16 protein-coding genes and 1 pseudogene are annotated in these 15,174 nt (G+C 43.6%); 10 read left to right on the forward strand and 7 right to left on the reverse strand.

From position 1 onward, the window contains the following. Nucleotides 1-23 precede the first annotated feature (23 nt). Nucleotides 24-1,916 (reverse strand): beta-glucoside-specific PTS transporter subunit IIABC, encoded by a 1,893-nt coding sequence (locus ASG02_RS05585; protein ID WP_056061792.1) that lies wholly within the window; start codon nt 1,914-1,916, stop codon nt 24-26. A gap of 166 nt (nt 1,917-2,082) precedes the next feature. Between ASG02_RS05585 and ASG02_RS05590 the strand changes: the two genes are divergently transcribed. Both ASG02_RS05590 and ASG02_RS05595 read left to right on the forward strand, forming a co-directional pair. Beyond that, nucleotides 2,083-2,793 carry a GntR family transcriptional regulator gene (locus tag ASG02_RS05590; RefSeq protein ID WP_035407572.1) on the forward strand — a complete coding sequence of 237 codons (711 nt, stop codon included), beginning with the start codon at nt 2,083-2,085 and terminating at the stop codon, nt 2,791-2,793. A gap of 18 nt (nt 2,794-2,811) precedes the next feature. Continuing rightward, nucleotides 2,812-3,267, forward strand: coding sequence for a hypothetical protein (locus ASG02_RS05595; RefSeq protein ID WP_035407569.1), 456 nt, complete (start codon nt 2,812-2,814; stop codon nt 3,265-3,267). An 86-nt stretch (nt 3,268-3,353) separates the two neighbouring features. Here the strand turns inward: ASG02_RS05595 and ASG02_RS05600 are convergent, their stop codons facing one another. Continuing rightward, the gene (locus ASG02_RS05600) at nt 3,354-3,695 is read right to left on the reverse strand and encodes a hypothetical protein (protein ID WP_056061795.1); all 342 of its coding nucleotides are present in this window, start codon (nt 3,693-3,695) and stop codon (nt 3,354-3,356) included. A 324-nt stretch (nt 3,696-4,019) separates the two neighbouring features. Here ASG02_RS05600 and ASG02_RS05605 point away from each other — a divergent pair, with 324 nt between their 5' ends. Further along, on the forward strand, nt 4,020-5,405 hold the full coding sequence (locus ASG02_RS05605; protein WP_035407564.1) for an MFS transporter: 1,386 nt from the start codon (nt 4,020-4,022) through the stop codon (nt 5,403-5,405). A gap of 42 nt (nt 5,406-5,447) precedes the next feature. Here ASG02_RS05605 and ASG02_RS05610 read toward each other — a convergent pair whose 3' ends face one another. The 5 genes from ASG02_RS05610 to ASG02_RS05630 form a co-directional block, all read right to left on the reverse strand. Then, a complete protein-coding gene (locus ASG02_RS05610; RefSeq protein ID WP_056061798.1) occupies nt 5,448-6,080 on the reverse strand; it encodes an HAD hydrolase-like protein in 633 nt (210 codons plus the stop codon). After that, nucleotides 6,077-6,571 carry an AAA family ATPase gene (locus ASG02_RS05615; protein WP_056061801.1) on the reverse strand — a complete coding sequence of 165 codons (495 nt, stop codon included), beginning with the start codon at nt 6,569-6,571 and terminating at the stop codon, nt 6,077-6,079. Before ASG02_RS05615 ends, ASG02_RS05610 begins: the two co-directional genes overlap by 4 nt. Continuing rightward, the gene (locus ASG02_RS05620; protein WP_056061805.1) at nt 6,568-7,380 is read right to left on the reverse strand and encodes an MBL fold metallo-hydrolase; all 813 of its coding nucleotides are present in this window, start codon (nt 7,378-7,380) and stop codon (nt 6,568-6,570) included. Before ASG02_RS05620 ends, ASG02_RS05615 begins: the two co-directional genes overlap by 4 nt. A 535-nt stretch (nt 7,381-7,915) precedes the next feature. Further along, a complete protein-coding gene (locus ASG02_RS05625; protein WP_056061808.1) occupies nt 7,916-8,344 on the reverse strand; it encodes a hypothetical protein in 429 nt (142 codons plus the stop codon). A 327-nt stretch (nt 8,345-8,671) separates the two neighbouring features. Next, on the reverse strand, nt 8,672-9,073 hold the full coding sequence (locus tag ASG02_RS05630; RefSeq protein WP_056061810.1) for an Rrf2 family transcriptional regulator: 402 nt from the start codon (nt 9,071-9,073) through the stop codon (nt 8,672-8,674). 288 nt (nt 9,074-9,361) lie between these two features. On the opposite strand from ASG02_RS05630, the gene ASG02_RS05635 reads away from it, so the two are divergent. The 7 genes and pseudogenes from ASG02_RS05635 (at nt 9,362) to ASG02_RS05670 (ending at nt 15,157) form a co-directional block, all read left to right on the forward strand. Next, entirely contained in the window at nt 9,362-11,677 is a 2,316-nt protein-coding gene (locus ASG02_RS05635) for a cell wall metabolism sensor histidine kinase WalK (protein WP_056061813.1), read from the forward strand. Further along, entirely contained in the window at nt 11,667-11,972 is a 306-nt protein-coding gene (locus ASG02_RS05640; protein WP_035407545.1) for a hypothetical protein, read from the forward strand. Before ASG02_RS05635 ends, ASG02_RS05640 begins: the two co-directional genes overlap by 11 nt. A gap of 12 nt (nt 11,973-11,984) precedes the next feature. After that, nucleotides 11,985-12,539 (forward strand): cysteine hydrolase family protein, encoded by a 555-nt coding sequence (locus tag ASG02_RS05645; RefSeq protein ID WP_035407544.1) that lies wholly within the window; start codon nt 11,985-11,987, stop codon nt 12,537-12,539. Nucleotides 12,540-12,541: 2 nt separating this feature from the next. Continuing rightward, nucleotides 12,542-13,681, forward strand: a pseudogene (locus ASG02_RS05655) (M14 family metallopeptidase). A gap of 84 nt (nt 13,682-13,765) precedes the next feature. After that, on the forward strand, nt 13,766-14,647 hold the full coding sequence (locus tag ASG02_RS05660; protein WP_056061823.1) for a manganese catalase family protein: 882 nt from the start codon (nt 13,766-13,768) through the stop codon (nt 14,645-14,647). Between the two features lie 5 nt (nt 14,648-14,652). Then, nucleotides 14,653-14,871 (forward strand): hypothetical protein, encoded by a 219-nt coding sequence (locus tag ASG02_RS05665; RefSeq protein ID WP_056061826.1) that lies wholly within the window; start codon nt 14,653-14,655, stop codon nt 14,869-14,871. Beyond that, the gene (locus ASG02_RS05670; RefSeq protein WP_056061829.1) at nt 14,864-15,157 is read left to right on the forward strand and encodes a spore coat protein; all 294 of its coding nucleotides are present in this window, start codon (nt 14,864-14,866) and stop codon (nt 15,155-15,157) included. The genes ASG02_RS05665 and ASG02_RS05670 overlap by 8 nt, the downstream gene beginning before the upstream one ends. Nucleotides 15,158-15,174: the final 17 nt, after the last annotated feature.

Genomic DNA, 15,174 nt, shown 5'->3' on the forward strand with positions numbered 1-15,174 from the left:
TTCATGTCCTCCTTCTATTTCTCTTACTTGATGATTGTTAAAATCCTTGTGTTTGCCGTCGTGGCGGTCTCGTCCGTCGGTAAGATTTGCGCATAACTTTGGGTGTTCGTGATGATGATCGGCGTAATCGTCTCGAGTCCATGCGCTTCAATTGCTGTCGCATCAAACGTCAACAAGCGGTCACCGATCGTCACAGCTTCACCTTCTTTGACGTGTAACGTGAACGGTTTACCGTCGAGCGTCACCGTCTCGAGACCGACATGGATCAGAACTTCAACGCCAGTCGTTGACCGTAGCCCGATTGCGTGGCCGGACGGGGCAATCATGACGATAGTCCCATCAAATGGTGCGGTTACCACATTGCCTGTTGGACGAATCGCTACTCCCTGACCCATTGCCCCCGAAGCAAAGACGGGATCCGGTACATCCGATAAGGCAACGATTGTTCCTTCAAGCGGTGCACGTAGCGTCTCTTCGTTCGTTAGTGTCGCACTGACTTCTTGTTCAACAACAGGGGTCGCTGTCGTTTCCGTTGCGACGACTGGTCCTGCTTGTTCACCGAAACCGAATACTTGAATCAAGACAATCGGCAGGATCAAGGCAATCGCTGTTCCGATCAATAAACCGATGATGGACGACGGGTAGTCGGAATCGATTCCGTTGACGAGCGTCAATGGTCCCGGTAATCCGGCGTAAGCAAAGTAATACGGTTTAAAGAAACTCGCCGTGACGGCGCCGATCGCACCAGAGATACAACCGTAGATGAACGGTTTCTTAAAACGAAGCGTCACACCATAGATGGCTGGTTCTGTAATGCCGAAGATACCTGTTAGTCCTGCTGAGACACCGACTTTTTTTGTTTCTTTGTTTCGTGCTTTTAAGATGACGCCGATGACAGCACCGATTTGGGCGATGACGGCAATCGTTTGATACGCCTGGAATGAATCACGACCATATTGTTCGAAGTTCGCAAGCACCATCGGCGTGACACCCCAGTGGACACCGAAGATGACGATGACTTGCCAGAAGCCACCAATGATCAGACCAGCGACCGCAGGAGCATTCTCTGCTAAGTAGTTATACCCATTTGCAATCCCTTCTGCACCAAGTGTCGTAATCGGTCCGATCAAGAGAATCGTGAATGGAACCATCAACACCATACTAAAGAATGGCACGAACAATGGACGAACGACTTCGTGGATCGTCTTGTTCAGGAATCGTTCGACGTAGGACAAAATCCAGACGAGGAATAATGGAGGTAAGACCGATGATGTATAAGTTGTTCCGGATAAAGCAATTCCTAGAAACGTGATGGATTCACCTGCAGTAATGCGCGCCGCGATGTCTGCCCATGTTGGACTGACCAGTGCCGCACTACACGCAACGGCAATGAATGCATTGACTTTAAAATGGTTCGCTGCCGTGATGGCAATGAAAATTGGCAAGAACGTAAAAGGCGCCCACGAGATAAAGCTGAAGACTTCATAAGTGCCCGTCTTCGCGAATGCCGGAAAAGCAAGTGTGGCTAAAATCAATGTTCCCTGCAGAATCCCTGCTGCAGCTAAGATATAAACGAACGGTGCAAAAACGGCTGACATCGTCGCTATGATTCGGTTAAGGACCGTCCCTTTCGGTGCCTCTTCCGTGTCCGGTTGCTCTAGATCGACGAGTTTCACAAATTCTTGATGGACTTCTCCAACGTGTTGACCAATGACGATTTGAAATTGCCCGCCAGACTCAACGACCGTAATGACGCCAGGTAATGCACTGACCGTTTCTTTGGCTACTGGATCTGAACGTTTTAAGACAAGACGAAGTCGTGTAGCGCATCGAACAGCACTGATGATATTTTCTTCTCCTCCGACCGCTTCTAAAATCGAGTGCGCCAGTTTTTGATAATCGCGAACCTTGCCCATATTGTGTACCTCCCCTGAATATGACGCGTTGAATACCCTTTCATTTTAATTGTACATGCACAATTAATCAATACATAAATAATTTAATTAACTATTCTATTTTGGAGACATCAATAATATGCTAAACTCACATTAGAAATCAGTTCGTGAGAAAAGAAGGTGTCCTATGCTGAAATACCAGCAAACTGCCGATGAAATCGAGCAATACATAGAAAAACATGAGTTAAAGCAAGGCGACAAACTACCCATCCTCGAAGAACTAATCCGGCAGTTCGCTGTCAGTAAAACGACGATGACAAAATCACTCGAATTGCTTGAACGAAAAGGCATCATCTTTCAAGTCCGTGGAAGCGGGATTTTTGTCCGTAAGACGAATCGGACCGGCTATATTCGATTGTTCTCGACTCAAGGATTCAAGCAGAATCTCGTCGGTCATACGATTGAGTCAACTGTTCTCGTACTCGAACCAATCGATGCAACGGATAATATCGCGAAGAATCTTGGGATCGAATCGGGTGAGACAGTCTATTACGTTAAGCGAATCCGTTTCATTGACGGCAAAATCCTCTGTCTCGAAGAGTCTTATTATCGTCAATCGATCGTTCCGTACTTAAATCGCGAAATCGTCGAACAATCGATCTTCGAATATTTAGAGACAGCACTGCAATTGAACATTGGATTCTCGGATATGTACATGCACGTCGGGAAATTAAGCGCAGAGACGGCTCGTCATCTGGATCTCGCCGAGGGCGATCCTGGATTGACGATCGAGACAGTCTTTCACTTAACGAACGGTCGTCCGTTCGACTATTCCGTCATCACCTACCACTACGAACATTCACACTTCGTCGTCCAGGCGAACGGACTATATTTATGAGGAACGGAGCAAACTTGGATGAATCGTGAACTTATTCAATACTATGGAATGCTCATCCTCGGAATCATTACACTTTTTGGCGGCGTTTTTTTTACGATTAGTACATGGAAAGACTCAACAGAATCATTTAAAACCAAACTTCAATTCATCTTGATCACGTTATTTGGAGTTGGACTACTCTACTGGACGGTTCCTAGCCTTACGCAGATCGTTTTCAAGAACCATGCTGTCATCAAAGGTGACTGTTATGTAGAGGAAAACTCGGGTAAGACTCACTCCATTTCTATTATTTTCGACTCAACAGAGGATTATGAGGATTTCACCTTCCTAGAAAATCCGGAATTAGGAGCGTACGGAGAAGACGTGCCCTATTATTGTCGCGTCATTTCAACGAAGAATCATCAGTTCCCGATTTCCTATAAAATTTATGATTCTAAGACCCATAAACAACTCTCCTCTTCTAAAGACGATTAAGACAAAAAGGATTGCATGAGCCAGTGCCATGCAATCCTTTTGAAGTTCTTACAGCAATGATCCAATCATGGCCTCATTTTGTGATTTTATAATCGAATCTCTTCTTTACTAGAATTTTCGAGGTACAGTTCCCCATCAAACGTCGTCAAGGCAACCACTTTCCCGTCTTTTTCATACCACGCTGTTGCGCCTTCACGATCGAGTTCTTCCCAACCGGCTTGTCGGATCCGAGTTCCATACAGTAAACCCGGTCCATCGGTTTCCGAGACAAGTCGAGTTTTGATCTTCCACTCACCTTGTTTTTCAATTGCCGTAGCAAATCGCGGCACCGGAAAACCAGATACTTGTGATTCTTGAAAACTGACATACCAACCACCGATTATTACAATGAGACCGATAACCAGGATTGCGATCCATTTCTTTTTCATATGTACTCCTCCTTCACTTTTCCATCTGCATTTTTAACTTACCAAAATATGGTCCTCCTGCCCTCCTTCTATAGGCGGATTACTGATTTTTTAAATTATGAAAACACATGAAAATAGTTTCGATTTTAAGAAAACATCTAAAAAAATTTCAATTTTTTTCATAAAAAATGCACACCCCTGTTCGTCCTTAGAGCATCAACGGTTTGACAACCCCCGGCATAGAGCCGTTTTCAGTCATTTTCAATTGGTTAAGCCCATTGGTAACTTGACTTCATTTCTCCCTATGGTACGATACAAACTTATCAAAGGGAGTGAACAGAACTTATGAAATTCAGAAAAGAAAAAGTCAATGTCGTTGACATGCAGCAAACCAAAAAGAGTGTCTACGCGACCGGAATTGGGAATGCGATGGAATGGTTCGATTTTGGTCTTTATTCCTATCTCGCAATCATCATCAGTCAAAACTTCTTTAGCGCTGTTGAAAATGATGAACTGAAGCTTGTCTTTACTTTTGCGACCTTTGCGATCGCTTTTTTAATGCGACCAATCGGCGGAATCGTCTTTGGACGCATCGGAGATCGACTTGGACGGAAGGTTGTCTTAACGACGACAATTGTTATGATGGCCGGTTCAACGCTTATCATCGGATTATTACCGACCTACGATCAAATTGGAATTTGGGCACCCATCCTTTTACTATTAGCCCGCATCTTACAAGGGTTCTCGACTGGCGGAGAATATGCCGGAGCAATGGTCTACATTGCCGAGTCGTCACCTGATAACAAACGGAGTGCTCTTGGAAGTGGTCTTGAAATCGGAACACTCGGTGGGTACATTCTTGCCTCATTACTTGCTACAACACTTTTTGTCACTTTATCAGATGATCAAATGGCATCTTGGGGATGGCGGATTCCATTCATCCTTGGAGCACCACTCGGTTTATTCGGTCTCTATTTACGTCGTCATTTGGATGAGTCGCCAATCTTCGAAAATGAGATTAATGAAAATACAGAAGAACCCGCGACATTCCGCGAAATCTTACGCGATCATAAGCGTGATATCATCCTTTGTTTCATTGCTGTCGCGTTCTTCAACATTACGAACTATATGCTCTTGTCCTACATGCCATCATACCTTGATGAAGTCATTGGTATGTCAAGTTCGACAAGTACGATTCTCATCACCGGTGTCATGGTGATCATGATTCCACTCGCTTATTTCTTCGGAAAACTAAGTGATAAAAAAGGCAATCGCAATATCGTCCTCTTCGCGTTAGCAGGACTATCGTTGCTTTCGATCCTGTCGTTCTTCTTGATTGGTCTTAAACCACTCTTGTTCGTCGGAATCGGAATCTTCATCCTCGGATTCTTCTTGGCGATCTTTGAAGGAACGATGCCAAGTCTGCTACCAAGTATCTTCTATACGGATGTCCGCTACCGGACACTATCCGTGACGTTCAATGTCTCGGTCTCGATCTTCGGTGGAACGACGCCACTCGTTTCGACTTGGCTCGTCCATGAGACGCAAAATCCGCTCGCTCCTGCTTTCTATCTAACAGCAGTCAGCGTCATCGGGTTTGTCACGTTCTTCTTCCTCTTTAAAAATACAGCCGGTAAAGCACTTAAAGGATCGCATCCGACTGTATCGAGTGAAAAAGAAGTCGCGTCGATCGCAAAAAAACCAGACGATGCCCTCTGGTGGGCAGAATAATTGCTACAAGTAAGAGCCGTCTTCCGCAGAAGACGGCTCTTTTTAGTAGACAGCACTCAGCTCTGTTACGATTCGGTCCGCAACTACGAGTTCCTGCTCTTGCGCAAAATCGAACTGGCAACCAATTGCTACTAGTCCGTTCGCTTGCGCTGCTTTGAAATCGGACAAACGGTCACCGACGACGTATCCGGACGAGATATCGTGCGTCTTACAAATCTCTCGTACGAGTGCTGATTTATCACCGGAACGAATGTCTTCAATGCTATAGACATGATCGATATACGCTTCAAGACCATACGTCGTTACGATCGCTGATAGGTAGGACGGCCATCCGTTACTAGCGATATAGACCGAGTGACCCGCTTGTTTCAAACGAGCGAGCAACTCGACCGTTCCTGGATATAAACAACCATGCCCGGACTTGACTGCCTGCTCTAAGCCATGTCGAAACTTTTGATCCGCAGCCTGTTGGTCTATGGGTGAAAAGTCCGGTAGTAACGTCTGCCAGACTTCCGGTAACGAGACGCCCATGATCTGCTGATAGAGCGCGAGTGGAGTCTCTCCTTCCCAGCGCCCCGTCTGACGCAACTCATGAAAGACATCTTCTAGCGCATGCGCAAGCACGGCATTCGTTTGAAACAACGTTCCATCCATGTCAAAAATATAATGTGTCATTCAATCTCTCCCATCTGCTCTTGTTCTATCATTTGAATCACGGATGCTATCGATCTATTCTCAGCAATCAGACGATCCGTCGGGCGGTGATCCTGATCAATCCACCAACGTTTCATATCCGTCTCAGAAAACTCCGTCGGTTGCCGCATCGCATGGCGACGGACGGTTTCTTCGAATGAGACGTCAAAATAATACGCCGTGTACCGTGAAGTAAAGCGGCGTTCTAACCGGTCAATCATCTCACCGTACCAATCCTGTGCGAGAATTCCTTCTAGCAGAATCGTCGCATGACGTCCGTCAGCAAGTTTGACCAACTCCTCGATCCAGCGAATCGCCGGATTTCCTGGTCCATCTTTTGCGTTCAACATTTCTCTACGGATGACATCTTGCGAAAACAGGATACTATCCGGTAAGACCGATCGTAATGCCTTAGCTAGCGTCGTTTTTCCACTACCGGAGTTCCCGCGGATGACGATCAAGCGCGACTTCATGTCGTGAACCAGTCCCCGTTCAAGGCAGCAATGTACCGCTCTGCAGAGCGCGCCACTGCTTCAGACGCACCGGTTTCGATTTTCCGATGAAAGGCGTCATATAATTTTTCAAAGTGAAGCGGACGTAACGTTTCTGCCATGCGCGCGACCGTCTTTGCCGGAAGCGGAATCACATTCGGATAACTGTACATGAAACTGACCCATGCCCGATCGGCAACGATCCGAATGATGTCTCCTGTCAACAATAGCCCTGCTGATGCGTCTTTTCGTTCACAAATGACTGCTCCTTTGAAGTGACCACCGACGCGATGTAACATCAAATCTTCCGTTAACTCCAAGCGTTCACCACTCCAGAATACGATGCGCTCACTTGGTCGCGTCACGAACGACGCATCGTCTTCATGAATATAGATCGGTACGTCAAAAGTCTCCGCCCATTCGACTTGTGTCGCGTAATAATGCGGATGTGATAAAGCGATCGCCTGAAGCCCGCCTAATTCGTCAAGCTGCTCTTTCGTTGCGGAATCAAGATATGTAATGCAGTCCCATAACAGGTTGAACGATTTTCCTTGGACGAGATATGCCGTTTGACCGATGCCGAATGCTGGTGTCGTCTGAATCGCATAGACACCTGCTCCGTCGTCCATAATGATATTTTGGTACGTTCCTGACGCTTGCATGGCAGCGAGTGTCGTCCATGTTTGACCGGTTGGATTGACATACTGTCGTTCTTCTAAGCAAATCGGACACGTTTCGCGATGCGGATTGATTTGTTCGACACCACACGTCGTACAGATGATGGTTTCCATATCATCATTCCTTTCCAATTCGTAAATGATTTTCCTGATACATCATAACATATTCCAATTATAGGGATTAAGATATGCTCGCTGAAATGAACATGTATGAAAAATGAAGCATGAGATTATTATGTCGATTTCGTTTCCTCTCATTGTGCACTGTTTGAACACTGTCTTTTAGATGTAAAACGTTTCGCCGCTTGGTATCACTAGTTACTTCAGCTGCCGTTTGATTCGTTATGTGTCACGTCAACTGTCTATAATAATCCCTTCGAAGGTCCAACTCGTTTAACGCTCGATGATCACACGAATGACGCAATAGATCGACATCCTCCTTCACCACAACCACATGCCTTGTTTAATTATTATACGACGGACATTGATGCATCTTATCAGTTCATCCGACCACTACAAGCATTTATCATTTATGACATTAAATGTTTCGATGATTTTGCTTACTTTATTCCAACGGCAACGTCTTAATGCTCTGCAGAAGATAAGACAAAAGCAGGTCGAACCACTGATGTGGCTCGACCTGCTTTATTTAATAAGACGTTCGATCGTCATTTATGACGCTTTGAAAATGTTCTGTGAATCGATTGATCGCTTCTTCTGTATCAAGATTTCCAGAAAACCAGATCTTTTTGTCTTCTGAAAATGTAAGATGCAATGAGTCATCTATTGTAGACTCCACTTTAAGTGTAGCAATCGTATCTGACTTCATTAATGTCTTTTGTGATAGAGTGACCAGTTCATTCGTCAACGTTTCGCGAGTATCTTCTGACGTCTTTTCCTGGAGAAGATCAACTGTTTTATGAAGCAATACGGCTTTTGAGACACGCGATAGATTCAACTCTCGAATTTCAAACATGTAGGCGTTCTCATGTTCATGCTGACGCTGGACGATGAATCGTGGAGAATGCACTAAATGTTGAACGAAGTGAACGAACATTTCGATGGTCATTTCGGACATACCGAAACCCTCCCTTTTGCATGGATCAACGGACGAATGCCTTTAATCCTTTATGTGAATGGACAGTAAGAGTCCTGTATGAAATCAAGCAGGTGAATTGGGAAAAAAACCTCCCTTCTGTAAAGTTATACCACAAAAACAAGTACAAAGTGTACATGTTTTTGTTTCAAAACTAAGATTCGAATAGCCTCCGAATCTTGTTTATAGTAACATAAAAGATACTAGTTATAATCATATTTAATATGATCATCTGATAAAAATCTGCATGACTGGAATATGTACACGGATAAAGAGCCAGAGATCATCTATTCCTCTCTGACTCTTCCATCAATCGTTCATCGTTGGCGCGATTAAATCTTGTAACGTATATGCCTGCAGCGCGTCCGTAAAGGACGTGAATGCTTGATCGAACGCTTGTCGTGTGTTTTGCAAACTACCATTTTTATTTGGAACTGTCACATTTTCAAGATAGGATACTTCTTCAAATAAATGAACGATTTCTCCTAACGTAATCGTTTCTGGGGATTTCGCTAATTTGAACCCACCATTACGACCTTGTACAGAAATGATGAGACCAAACTTGCTCAATGAATGGACAATCTTCATCAAATGATTTTTAGAAATATCATAATGGGTTGCCACTTCCTGAATTTGCACGAGCCGAGTCGGATGCGACGCTGCGAAAATAAGCACACGAATGGCATAGTCCGTAGAGCGAGTCATCTTCATCCATTTCACCTTCTTTTTCTTTCCTTTATATAGACATAGTACAGAAGCTCACTCATTTTCACAATCAATAGTATGGCTTAAAGTGTTGTTTATAGTGGTTTTGCACATATGTATATCGTTTATCTTAAAGGATATGAAGTGTCAAAATCTAGGCATTTCTCGGAAAAAGTAAAATGGTATTTTAATTTGATGAAGCAAACCATTTAGTTATTTCAAGTCTATGATAAGATTCTTTTAAACATGTACGTTTAAAGTTTGTTTATTTATTTTTTAGAAAGAGGTCTTGTCATGAATTGGCTCTCATCAAGTATGTTCCATCGGTTTTATATTTTATTGTTTTCGAATTTCTTAATTTTTGCAAGCATCAGCGTCTTAACATTTTACTTCGCTCAAAAAGAGCTAGAGCAACACCGAACTTCATCACAGAAGATCACATTACAAAAAACGCAAGCTCGCACGCTTTGGAATGAAGCACAACAAGTCAATCTCCAAGTCCAACAAATTGATTTTAATGATCAAGATGAACTGAAGCAAATCAATAAAAGATTGAAACGTTTACAAAAAAACGTTGAATCGTTCAGTCAACGTCATTCAGATCCATCAGACGAACGATTTTCGCGTCAAATCGTTCAATTTTCGAGATTTTTGGAACAGGAAGTCACTTTGCAAATACGTACGGATAATCAAAAGCTGGTTCAGCAGTCTGACTTCGTCGTTAACGACTACTTTCGAATGATTCATAATGAAGAGAAAAACGCACAGCAGTCGCTACAACAAAGAACCGCTGAAGTATTACGCTACGCCTTTGGTGTGATGATCATCGCTTTTTGTCTTCTCAGTTACTTGATTTTAAGACTTGTGCGGTCTTTTCGAACAGATTTACTCGATCTCGTCGATCAAACGAAACAGCCTGATCGATTGGTACAGAATGATTTTCAGAACCGTTACGATGAGATTGGTACACTTGGGCGATCGATGCAACAAATGACGACGTTGCTCGCATTTGAACACCAGCAAACACAAGTTGCTAATTTACAACTTCAAGAGTCTTTATACCAACAAAAAACAATCGAGCGACAACTTCAATTTCAAAATCAGTTAGCCACTCAAATTTTGCGTCATCAATCTACTTCAGGTCTTCACACCTGGCTACAAGTAATCGGTAGTCATTTTCGGGCGGCTCATATCTATTTTTCACCGCAGTCGGAGAATTTTGAACCTGTCCATATCGCACTATCAGACGAACCAATTTATGACAAAGAACGGTTGGAGTTAGAAGCGAAGACCGAGCTAGATACATCCATCCATCTAATCGAGAAGGAGCAGTTGACGTTATGTGCTCTCCCTTTACACAGTCCGTCAAAATTCATTGGTTCATTGACGTTACAATTTCATCATCGTTTTACTGAGACTGTTGCACTTCAGAAAACGACTCATTTATTAAATATCGGGTTGATGCGATTGCTTGATGACATTCGTATAAAAGAACACCATCAATTGATTCAGCGCATTTTAAATGGTTTACGAGAAGCTATCTTATTCGTCGATGTGACGAATACGAATGTCTTTACGAATCGCATGTTTCATCAATTATTTCCGAACTGGTCACCTTCTGAAAACCAATCTGAAAACTTAGCATTCGTCATCGAAGCCTTCGAACCGTTGATTCTCGAAACAGAGGCGTTATATGCATATGTCGAACAAATCAAAGCAGGCTTTGACCACGCATCAGTCGTTCCTGCTCAGGATTTTTCAATGCCAGACGATCGTCATTTACGACTTTACACAGAATTTTTACCCGAACGTCAAGGTATTCTATTTGTTTTTCGTGAACGCACAGTTGAAGTCAACCATGCTAAAAAGGAGCAAAACTTCATTTCGGTTTTATCACATGAGCTTCGAACGCCACTTGCCTCCATTGAAGGATTCAGTGAATTAATGTTACACCGGTCGTTATCTCCTTCAAAACAGCGAAAATATTTAGAAACCATGCGGAGTGAGACACAGCGACTCAGTCAACTGTTAACCGAATTCCTAGATTATCAGCGACTTAGTCATCAAAAAGAATCCTATCAGTTAGAATCATTTTGCATCGAACATATGCTCATCGAGTTAACGGAGTGGTTGAACGTTGCGACATCAACGCATCATTTACAAATCCAAACTGACGGTCCTTGCCTGATTACGGCTGACCCAGAAAAAATCCGGAGGGTCTTATTAAACATCTTGAATAATGCGATAAAATACTCTCCCGTTGATTCAAATATCCAAATCTCGTTAGCGTGCTGTGAAGCTGAAATTGTCATCACCATTAGCGACGACGGATATGGTATCCCAAAACAAGATCTTCCCTACCTGTTTGATCCGTATTACCGTGTGGAACAAGCAGACCACCTCCAAGTTCAAGGAACAGGTCTCGGTTTACCGATTTGTAAGGAAATCATCGAAACGCATGGTGGGAGAATCACCGTTCATTCAGAAATCGGAAAAGGATCTGACTTTTTTATCCGTTTACCTCGTGATGAAGAGTGGAACACAACCAATAACATGTACAATAACAGTATGAATAATCTACAACTAGGAAGTGAAGAACGTGGAAGCTGATTTAAATCAAATCGTTCACTGTTTAAATCAAGATTTTAAACAGCATAAAACTGTCTTCAGTGCCATGGCACTGAAAGAAACCAACCCCTGCATCGTCTTGATGGAGGATCACCGCAAAAGACGATTGAATGATGCTTTGTATCAATACTCTGATTTCATCGCTGAATTGGAATCACTTATTTATCGCTGTTTAATTGATGTCCGGGGAGCCCGTGAATCAGCCTCCCCTTCCGAGATTTTTATCTCTAAAGCCCAACTCTATTCGCCTTATCATTATTTGATTACTTTTTTATGAGAGGAGTCCACCATGACTGTTCAAGAAAATACAGCATTGTTGATCATTGACGTCATTAATAAGATGGATTTTGAAGGAGCTGAGCAGTTAATGCAACAAACGCTCCCTATCCTCTCACCACTCACAAAATTAAAACAACATTGTAAACGTCAAAATATTCCCGTGATTTACGTCAATGACAATTTTGGTCTGTGGCAGGAAAATGTCAATCAAATCATTGATGAGTGCCGCGGAGGTCTTGGGGATGTACTCATCGAAGCACTCCATCCAGAAGAGGATGATTACTTCATCATCAAGCCCAAGCACTCAGGTTTTTTCGGTACTCAGCTCGATATTTTATTGAAGCATTTGGATGTCTCGCGTCTTATTATCACCGGGCTAACGACCGATATGTGTATCTTATTTACAGCAAATGACGCCTATATGCGGGAATATGCCATTCATGTCCCTGCAGACTGTACCGCAGCAGAAACCGCTGTCGCAAAAGATCATGCCTTAGAAATTCTCAGTTCGACATTATCACTGGATTGCTCCTCGAGTTCATGCTTGATGAATAAGGAGGAATAACCATGCTTCATTATTTTTCTGGAACGTATGAATCAGCACGCCAACGTTTCAATGAGACTCCACAGCACATTCTTTCTCAGCATTATCCGAAGCTAACGCATGATTCACTGGAACAACAAGCGTCACTCTATTCCGATTGGTGGCACGGCCAGTCCGGTAATAATTCAACATTACTGATCTTAACCAGTGGATTACATGGAATCGAAGGGTACGCAGGGAGTGCCATGCAGCTTTAGTTTTTATCAGACCATATGAAACAGGTAAATACGGGAGAAGTCGATATTTTGCTGATCCATGGTATTAATGCATATGGGATGAAACATCATCGAAAAGAAACACAGCATAACCTCAATTTAAATCGAAACGCGATTCACGATTTTTCAAAGGCAGATTTACGCAATCCGGGTTTTGATGAGTTGCAATCTTTGTTTATAAAACGGTCAGGTTCAGGACGGCGTCTGGATTATATACCGTTTACACTGCATGTCTTATACGACTTGCTTCGTCTAGGTCCACACGCTTTTTTAAAGGCTGCGACACTTGGACAATTCAAGCATCCGACCGGATTCTATTATGGCGGACATACGCAAGACGCTTACTTCTCCGATGTGTTAAGTCGGCTCGTCGATACACTATCTGCTTACCAAAACGTCGTGATGCTCGACTGCCATACGGGTTATGGACCAGCGGGTCAAGTCCAACTCGTCATGTCGTCGGAAGATCCACGACACGCTAGGGAGGTAGAAGTATACACACGTTATCCGATCGTCGATCAACCACGAGATCAACAGTTTTATGCAATTGAAGGAGAATGGTTAAACTATCTGTATGAAGAAACAAAAAAGCGACACATCGGTTTTTTAGGTTTAACCGTAGAATGTGGAACGCTTGGAAAGCATCCTTTTGCCCTGCTCCGAACGTTAAAAGCAACGATCGATGAAAATCGTCTCTTTTTCAATCAAGCAGTTGCCCCTCGACGGATTAGAGAGCGATTCGATGCACTTTACATCCCTAAAAATAAACAGTGGCGACGGTCCATCTTGAACGAGACATCCTTCATCTTTAACAACATCACTGAATGGATCAATGATCCAAAAAGTCATTCTTTGATTAAACGTTCACTTCAACCTATCGAAAAATAAGGTAAAACAGGTTTGAAAGAAACTGAATAAGGTATATAACATGTGTAAATCGCATATGTTTAAAACTTAAAGGGGGTTCTTTTCATGTTTCGCCATCAAAAAGAATTACAATTCGAAGTCAAGGTTGATCGACCCGATCCAAAGCTTGCTCGGGCCGTGCAAGAGGTACTCGGTGGACAATTCGGTGAGATGACTGTCATGATGCAATATCTTTTCCAAGGCTTCAATTGCCGTGGTGAAGAAAAGTACAAGGATATGTTGATGGATATCGGGACGGAAGAAATCGGACACGTTGAAATGCTATGTTCCCTCATTTCTCAATTGCTCGACGGGGCGTCACCGGATGATCAGGCAGAAGCTGCCAAAGATCCAGCGACGGCAGCAATTCTCGGGGGTATGAATCCACAGCATCTTCTTGTCAGCGGTCTCGGTGGACTGCCATCGAACGCCAACGGCATTCCGTGGAACGGATCTTATATCGTCGCGAGCGGTAACTTATTGGCAGACATGCGTTCGAATCTACATGCTGAATCACAAGGTCGTCTTCAGGTCGCTCGCCTCTATCATATGACGACGGATGAAGGCGTTCGCGCTACCTTCCGTAAGATGCTCGCTCGCGACCGGTATCACCAGTATCAATGGATGGCTGCGATCGAAGAACTGGAGACGAAAAACGGAGTTGTCGTGCCTGCTACTTTCGCACCGGAAGATGAGATGGAAGCGCAACCGCATGCTTATGAGTTCTGGGACCTATCGGAAGGCACAGCTTCAAAAGAAGGTCGCTGGGCTCAAGGGGAAGCGCAGGATGGAACCGGTGAATTCGTTCATCTAGAAAATCCTGCACCGCAAGGAAATATTCCGAAAATGAAGGTACCGGCACACAAACTTCACCACGACCTAGCAGAAAAAACAGGAATGCAAAACGTCAAAGATACTGTCAAACGTATGTTACATGATGAGGAGTGAGATCGATGGCTAAATCACCACTTGCAATCCATGAAACACTCGAAATCCATGAAATCATGACGATGAAACAAGCCTGTCTCGTTAAAGCTGTTGCCGTACGTTCTTTCGTCAAAGATGAGACGCTTGAAAAATTGATTGCTCAAGACATTAAAGATAGCGAACAAGCATTAAACGATTTACAAAAGCTATTGGCAGATCATGAAGGAGGCGGTTTGCATGAATGAAGCTCTTCAATCCATTAGCCGTCCCAGTAAAAAACGCGACGAGTTGATTGCGACAGACTTCTTGATCAGCAGCAAATCACTTGTCCGCGCTTATGCTGTTGCAATTACGGAAACGGCTTCTCCTGACGTTCGAAAAGTCTTGACTGAACAGTTGAACAAAGCCATTCAGACTCACGCAGCAATCGCCGGATACATGATCGATCATGAGATGTATCACGCGCATGACTTGAAAAAACAATTAAAACACGATCAAGAAAAACTAGAAGTCGCTAAAGGCTTACTATGACGTTCCCCCTTCCCTTC

This window comes from Exiguobacterium sp. Leaf196, from assembly GCF_001423965.1.
Taxonomy (GTDB): domain Bacteria; phylum Bacillota; class Bacilli; order Exiguobacteriales; family Exiguobacteriaceae; genus Exiguobacterium_A.

Excerpts from the sequence above, each read along its gene's own strand:
- ASG02_RS05585 (WP_056061792.1), bottom strand. The coding sequence starts at position 1,916 with ATGGGCAAGGTTCGCGATTATCAAAAACTGGCGCACTCGATTTTAGAA.
- ASG02_RS05590 (WP_035407572.1), top strand. The coding sequence starts at position 2,083 with ATGCTGAAATACCAGCAAACTGCCGATGAAATCGAGCAATACATAGAA.
- ASG02_RS05595 (WP_035407569.1), top strand. The coding sequence starts at position 2,812 with ATGAATCGTGAACTTATTCAATACTATGGAATGCTCATCCTCGGAATC.
- ASG02_RS05600 (WP_056061795.1), bottom strand. The coding sequence starts at position 3,695 with ATGAAAAAGAAATGGATCGCAATCCTGGTTATCGGTCTCATTGTAATA.
- ASG02_RS05605 (WP_035407564.1), top strand. The coding sequence starts at position 4,020 with ATGAAATTCAGAAAAGAAAAAGTCAATGTCGTTGACATGCAGCAAACC.
- ASG02_RS05610 (WP_056061798.1), bottom strand. The coding sequence starts at position 6,080 with ATGACACATTATATTTTTGACATGGATGGAACGTTGTTTCAAACGAAT.
- ASG02_RS05615 (WP_056061801.1), bottom strand. The coding sequence starts at position 6,571 with ATGAAGTCGCGCTTGATCGTCATCCGCGGGAACTCCGGTAGTGGAAAA.
- ASG02_RS05620 (WP_056061805.1), bottom strand. The coding sequence starts at position 7,380 with ATGGAAACCATCATCTGTACGACGTGTGGTGTCGAACAAATCAATCCG.
- ASG02_RS05625 (WP_056061808.1), bottom strand. The coding sequence starts at position 8,344 with ATGTCCGAAATGACCATCGAAATGTTCGTTCACTTCGTTCAACATTTA.
- ASG02_RS05630 (WP_056061810.1), bottom strand. The coding sequence starts at position 9,073 with ATGAAGATGACTCGCTCTACGGACTATGCCATTCGTGTGCTTATTTTC.
- ASG02_RS05635 (WP_056061813.1), top strand. The coding sequence starts at position 9,362 with ATGAATTGGCTCTCATCAAGTATGTTCCATCGGTTTTATATTTTATTG.
- ASG02_RS05645 (WP_035407544.1), top strand. The coding sequence starts at position 11,985 with ATGACTGTTCAAGAAAATACAGCATTGTTGATCATTGACGTCATTAAT.
- ASG02_RS05660 (WP_056061823.1), top strand. The coding sequence starts at position 13,766 with ATGTTTCGCCATCAAAAAGAATTACAATTCGAAGTCAAGGTTGATCGA.
- ASG02_RS05665 (WP_056061826.1), top strand. The coding sequence starts at position 14,653 with ATGGCTAAATCACCACTTGCAATCCATGAAACACTCGAAATCCATGAA.
- ASG02_RS05670 (WP_056061829.1), top strand. The coding sequence starts at position 14,864 with ATGAATGAAGCTCTTCAATCCATTAGCCGTCCCAGTAAAAAACGCGAC.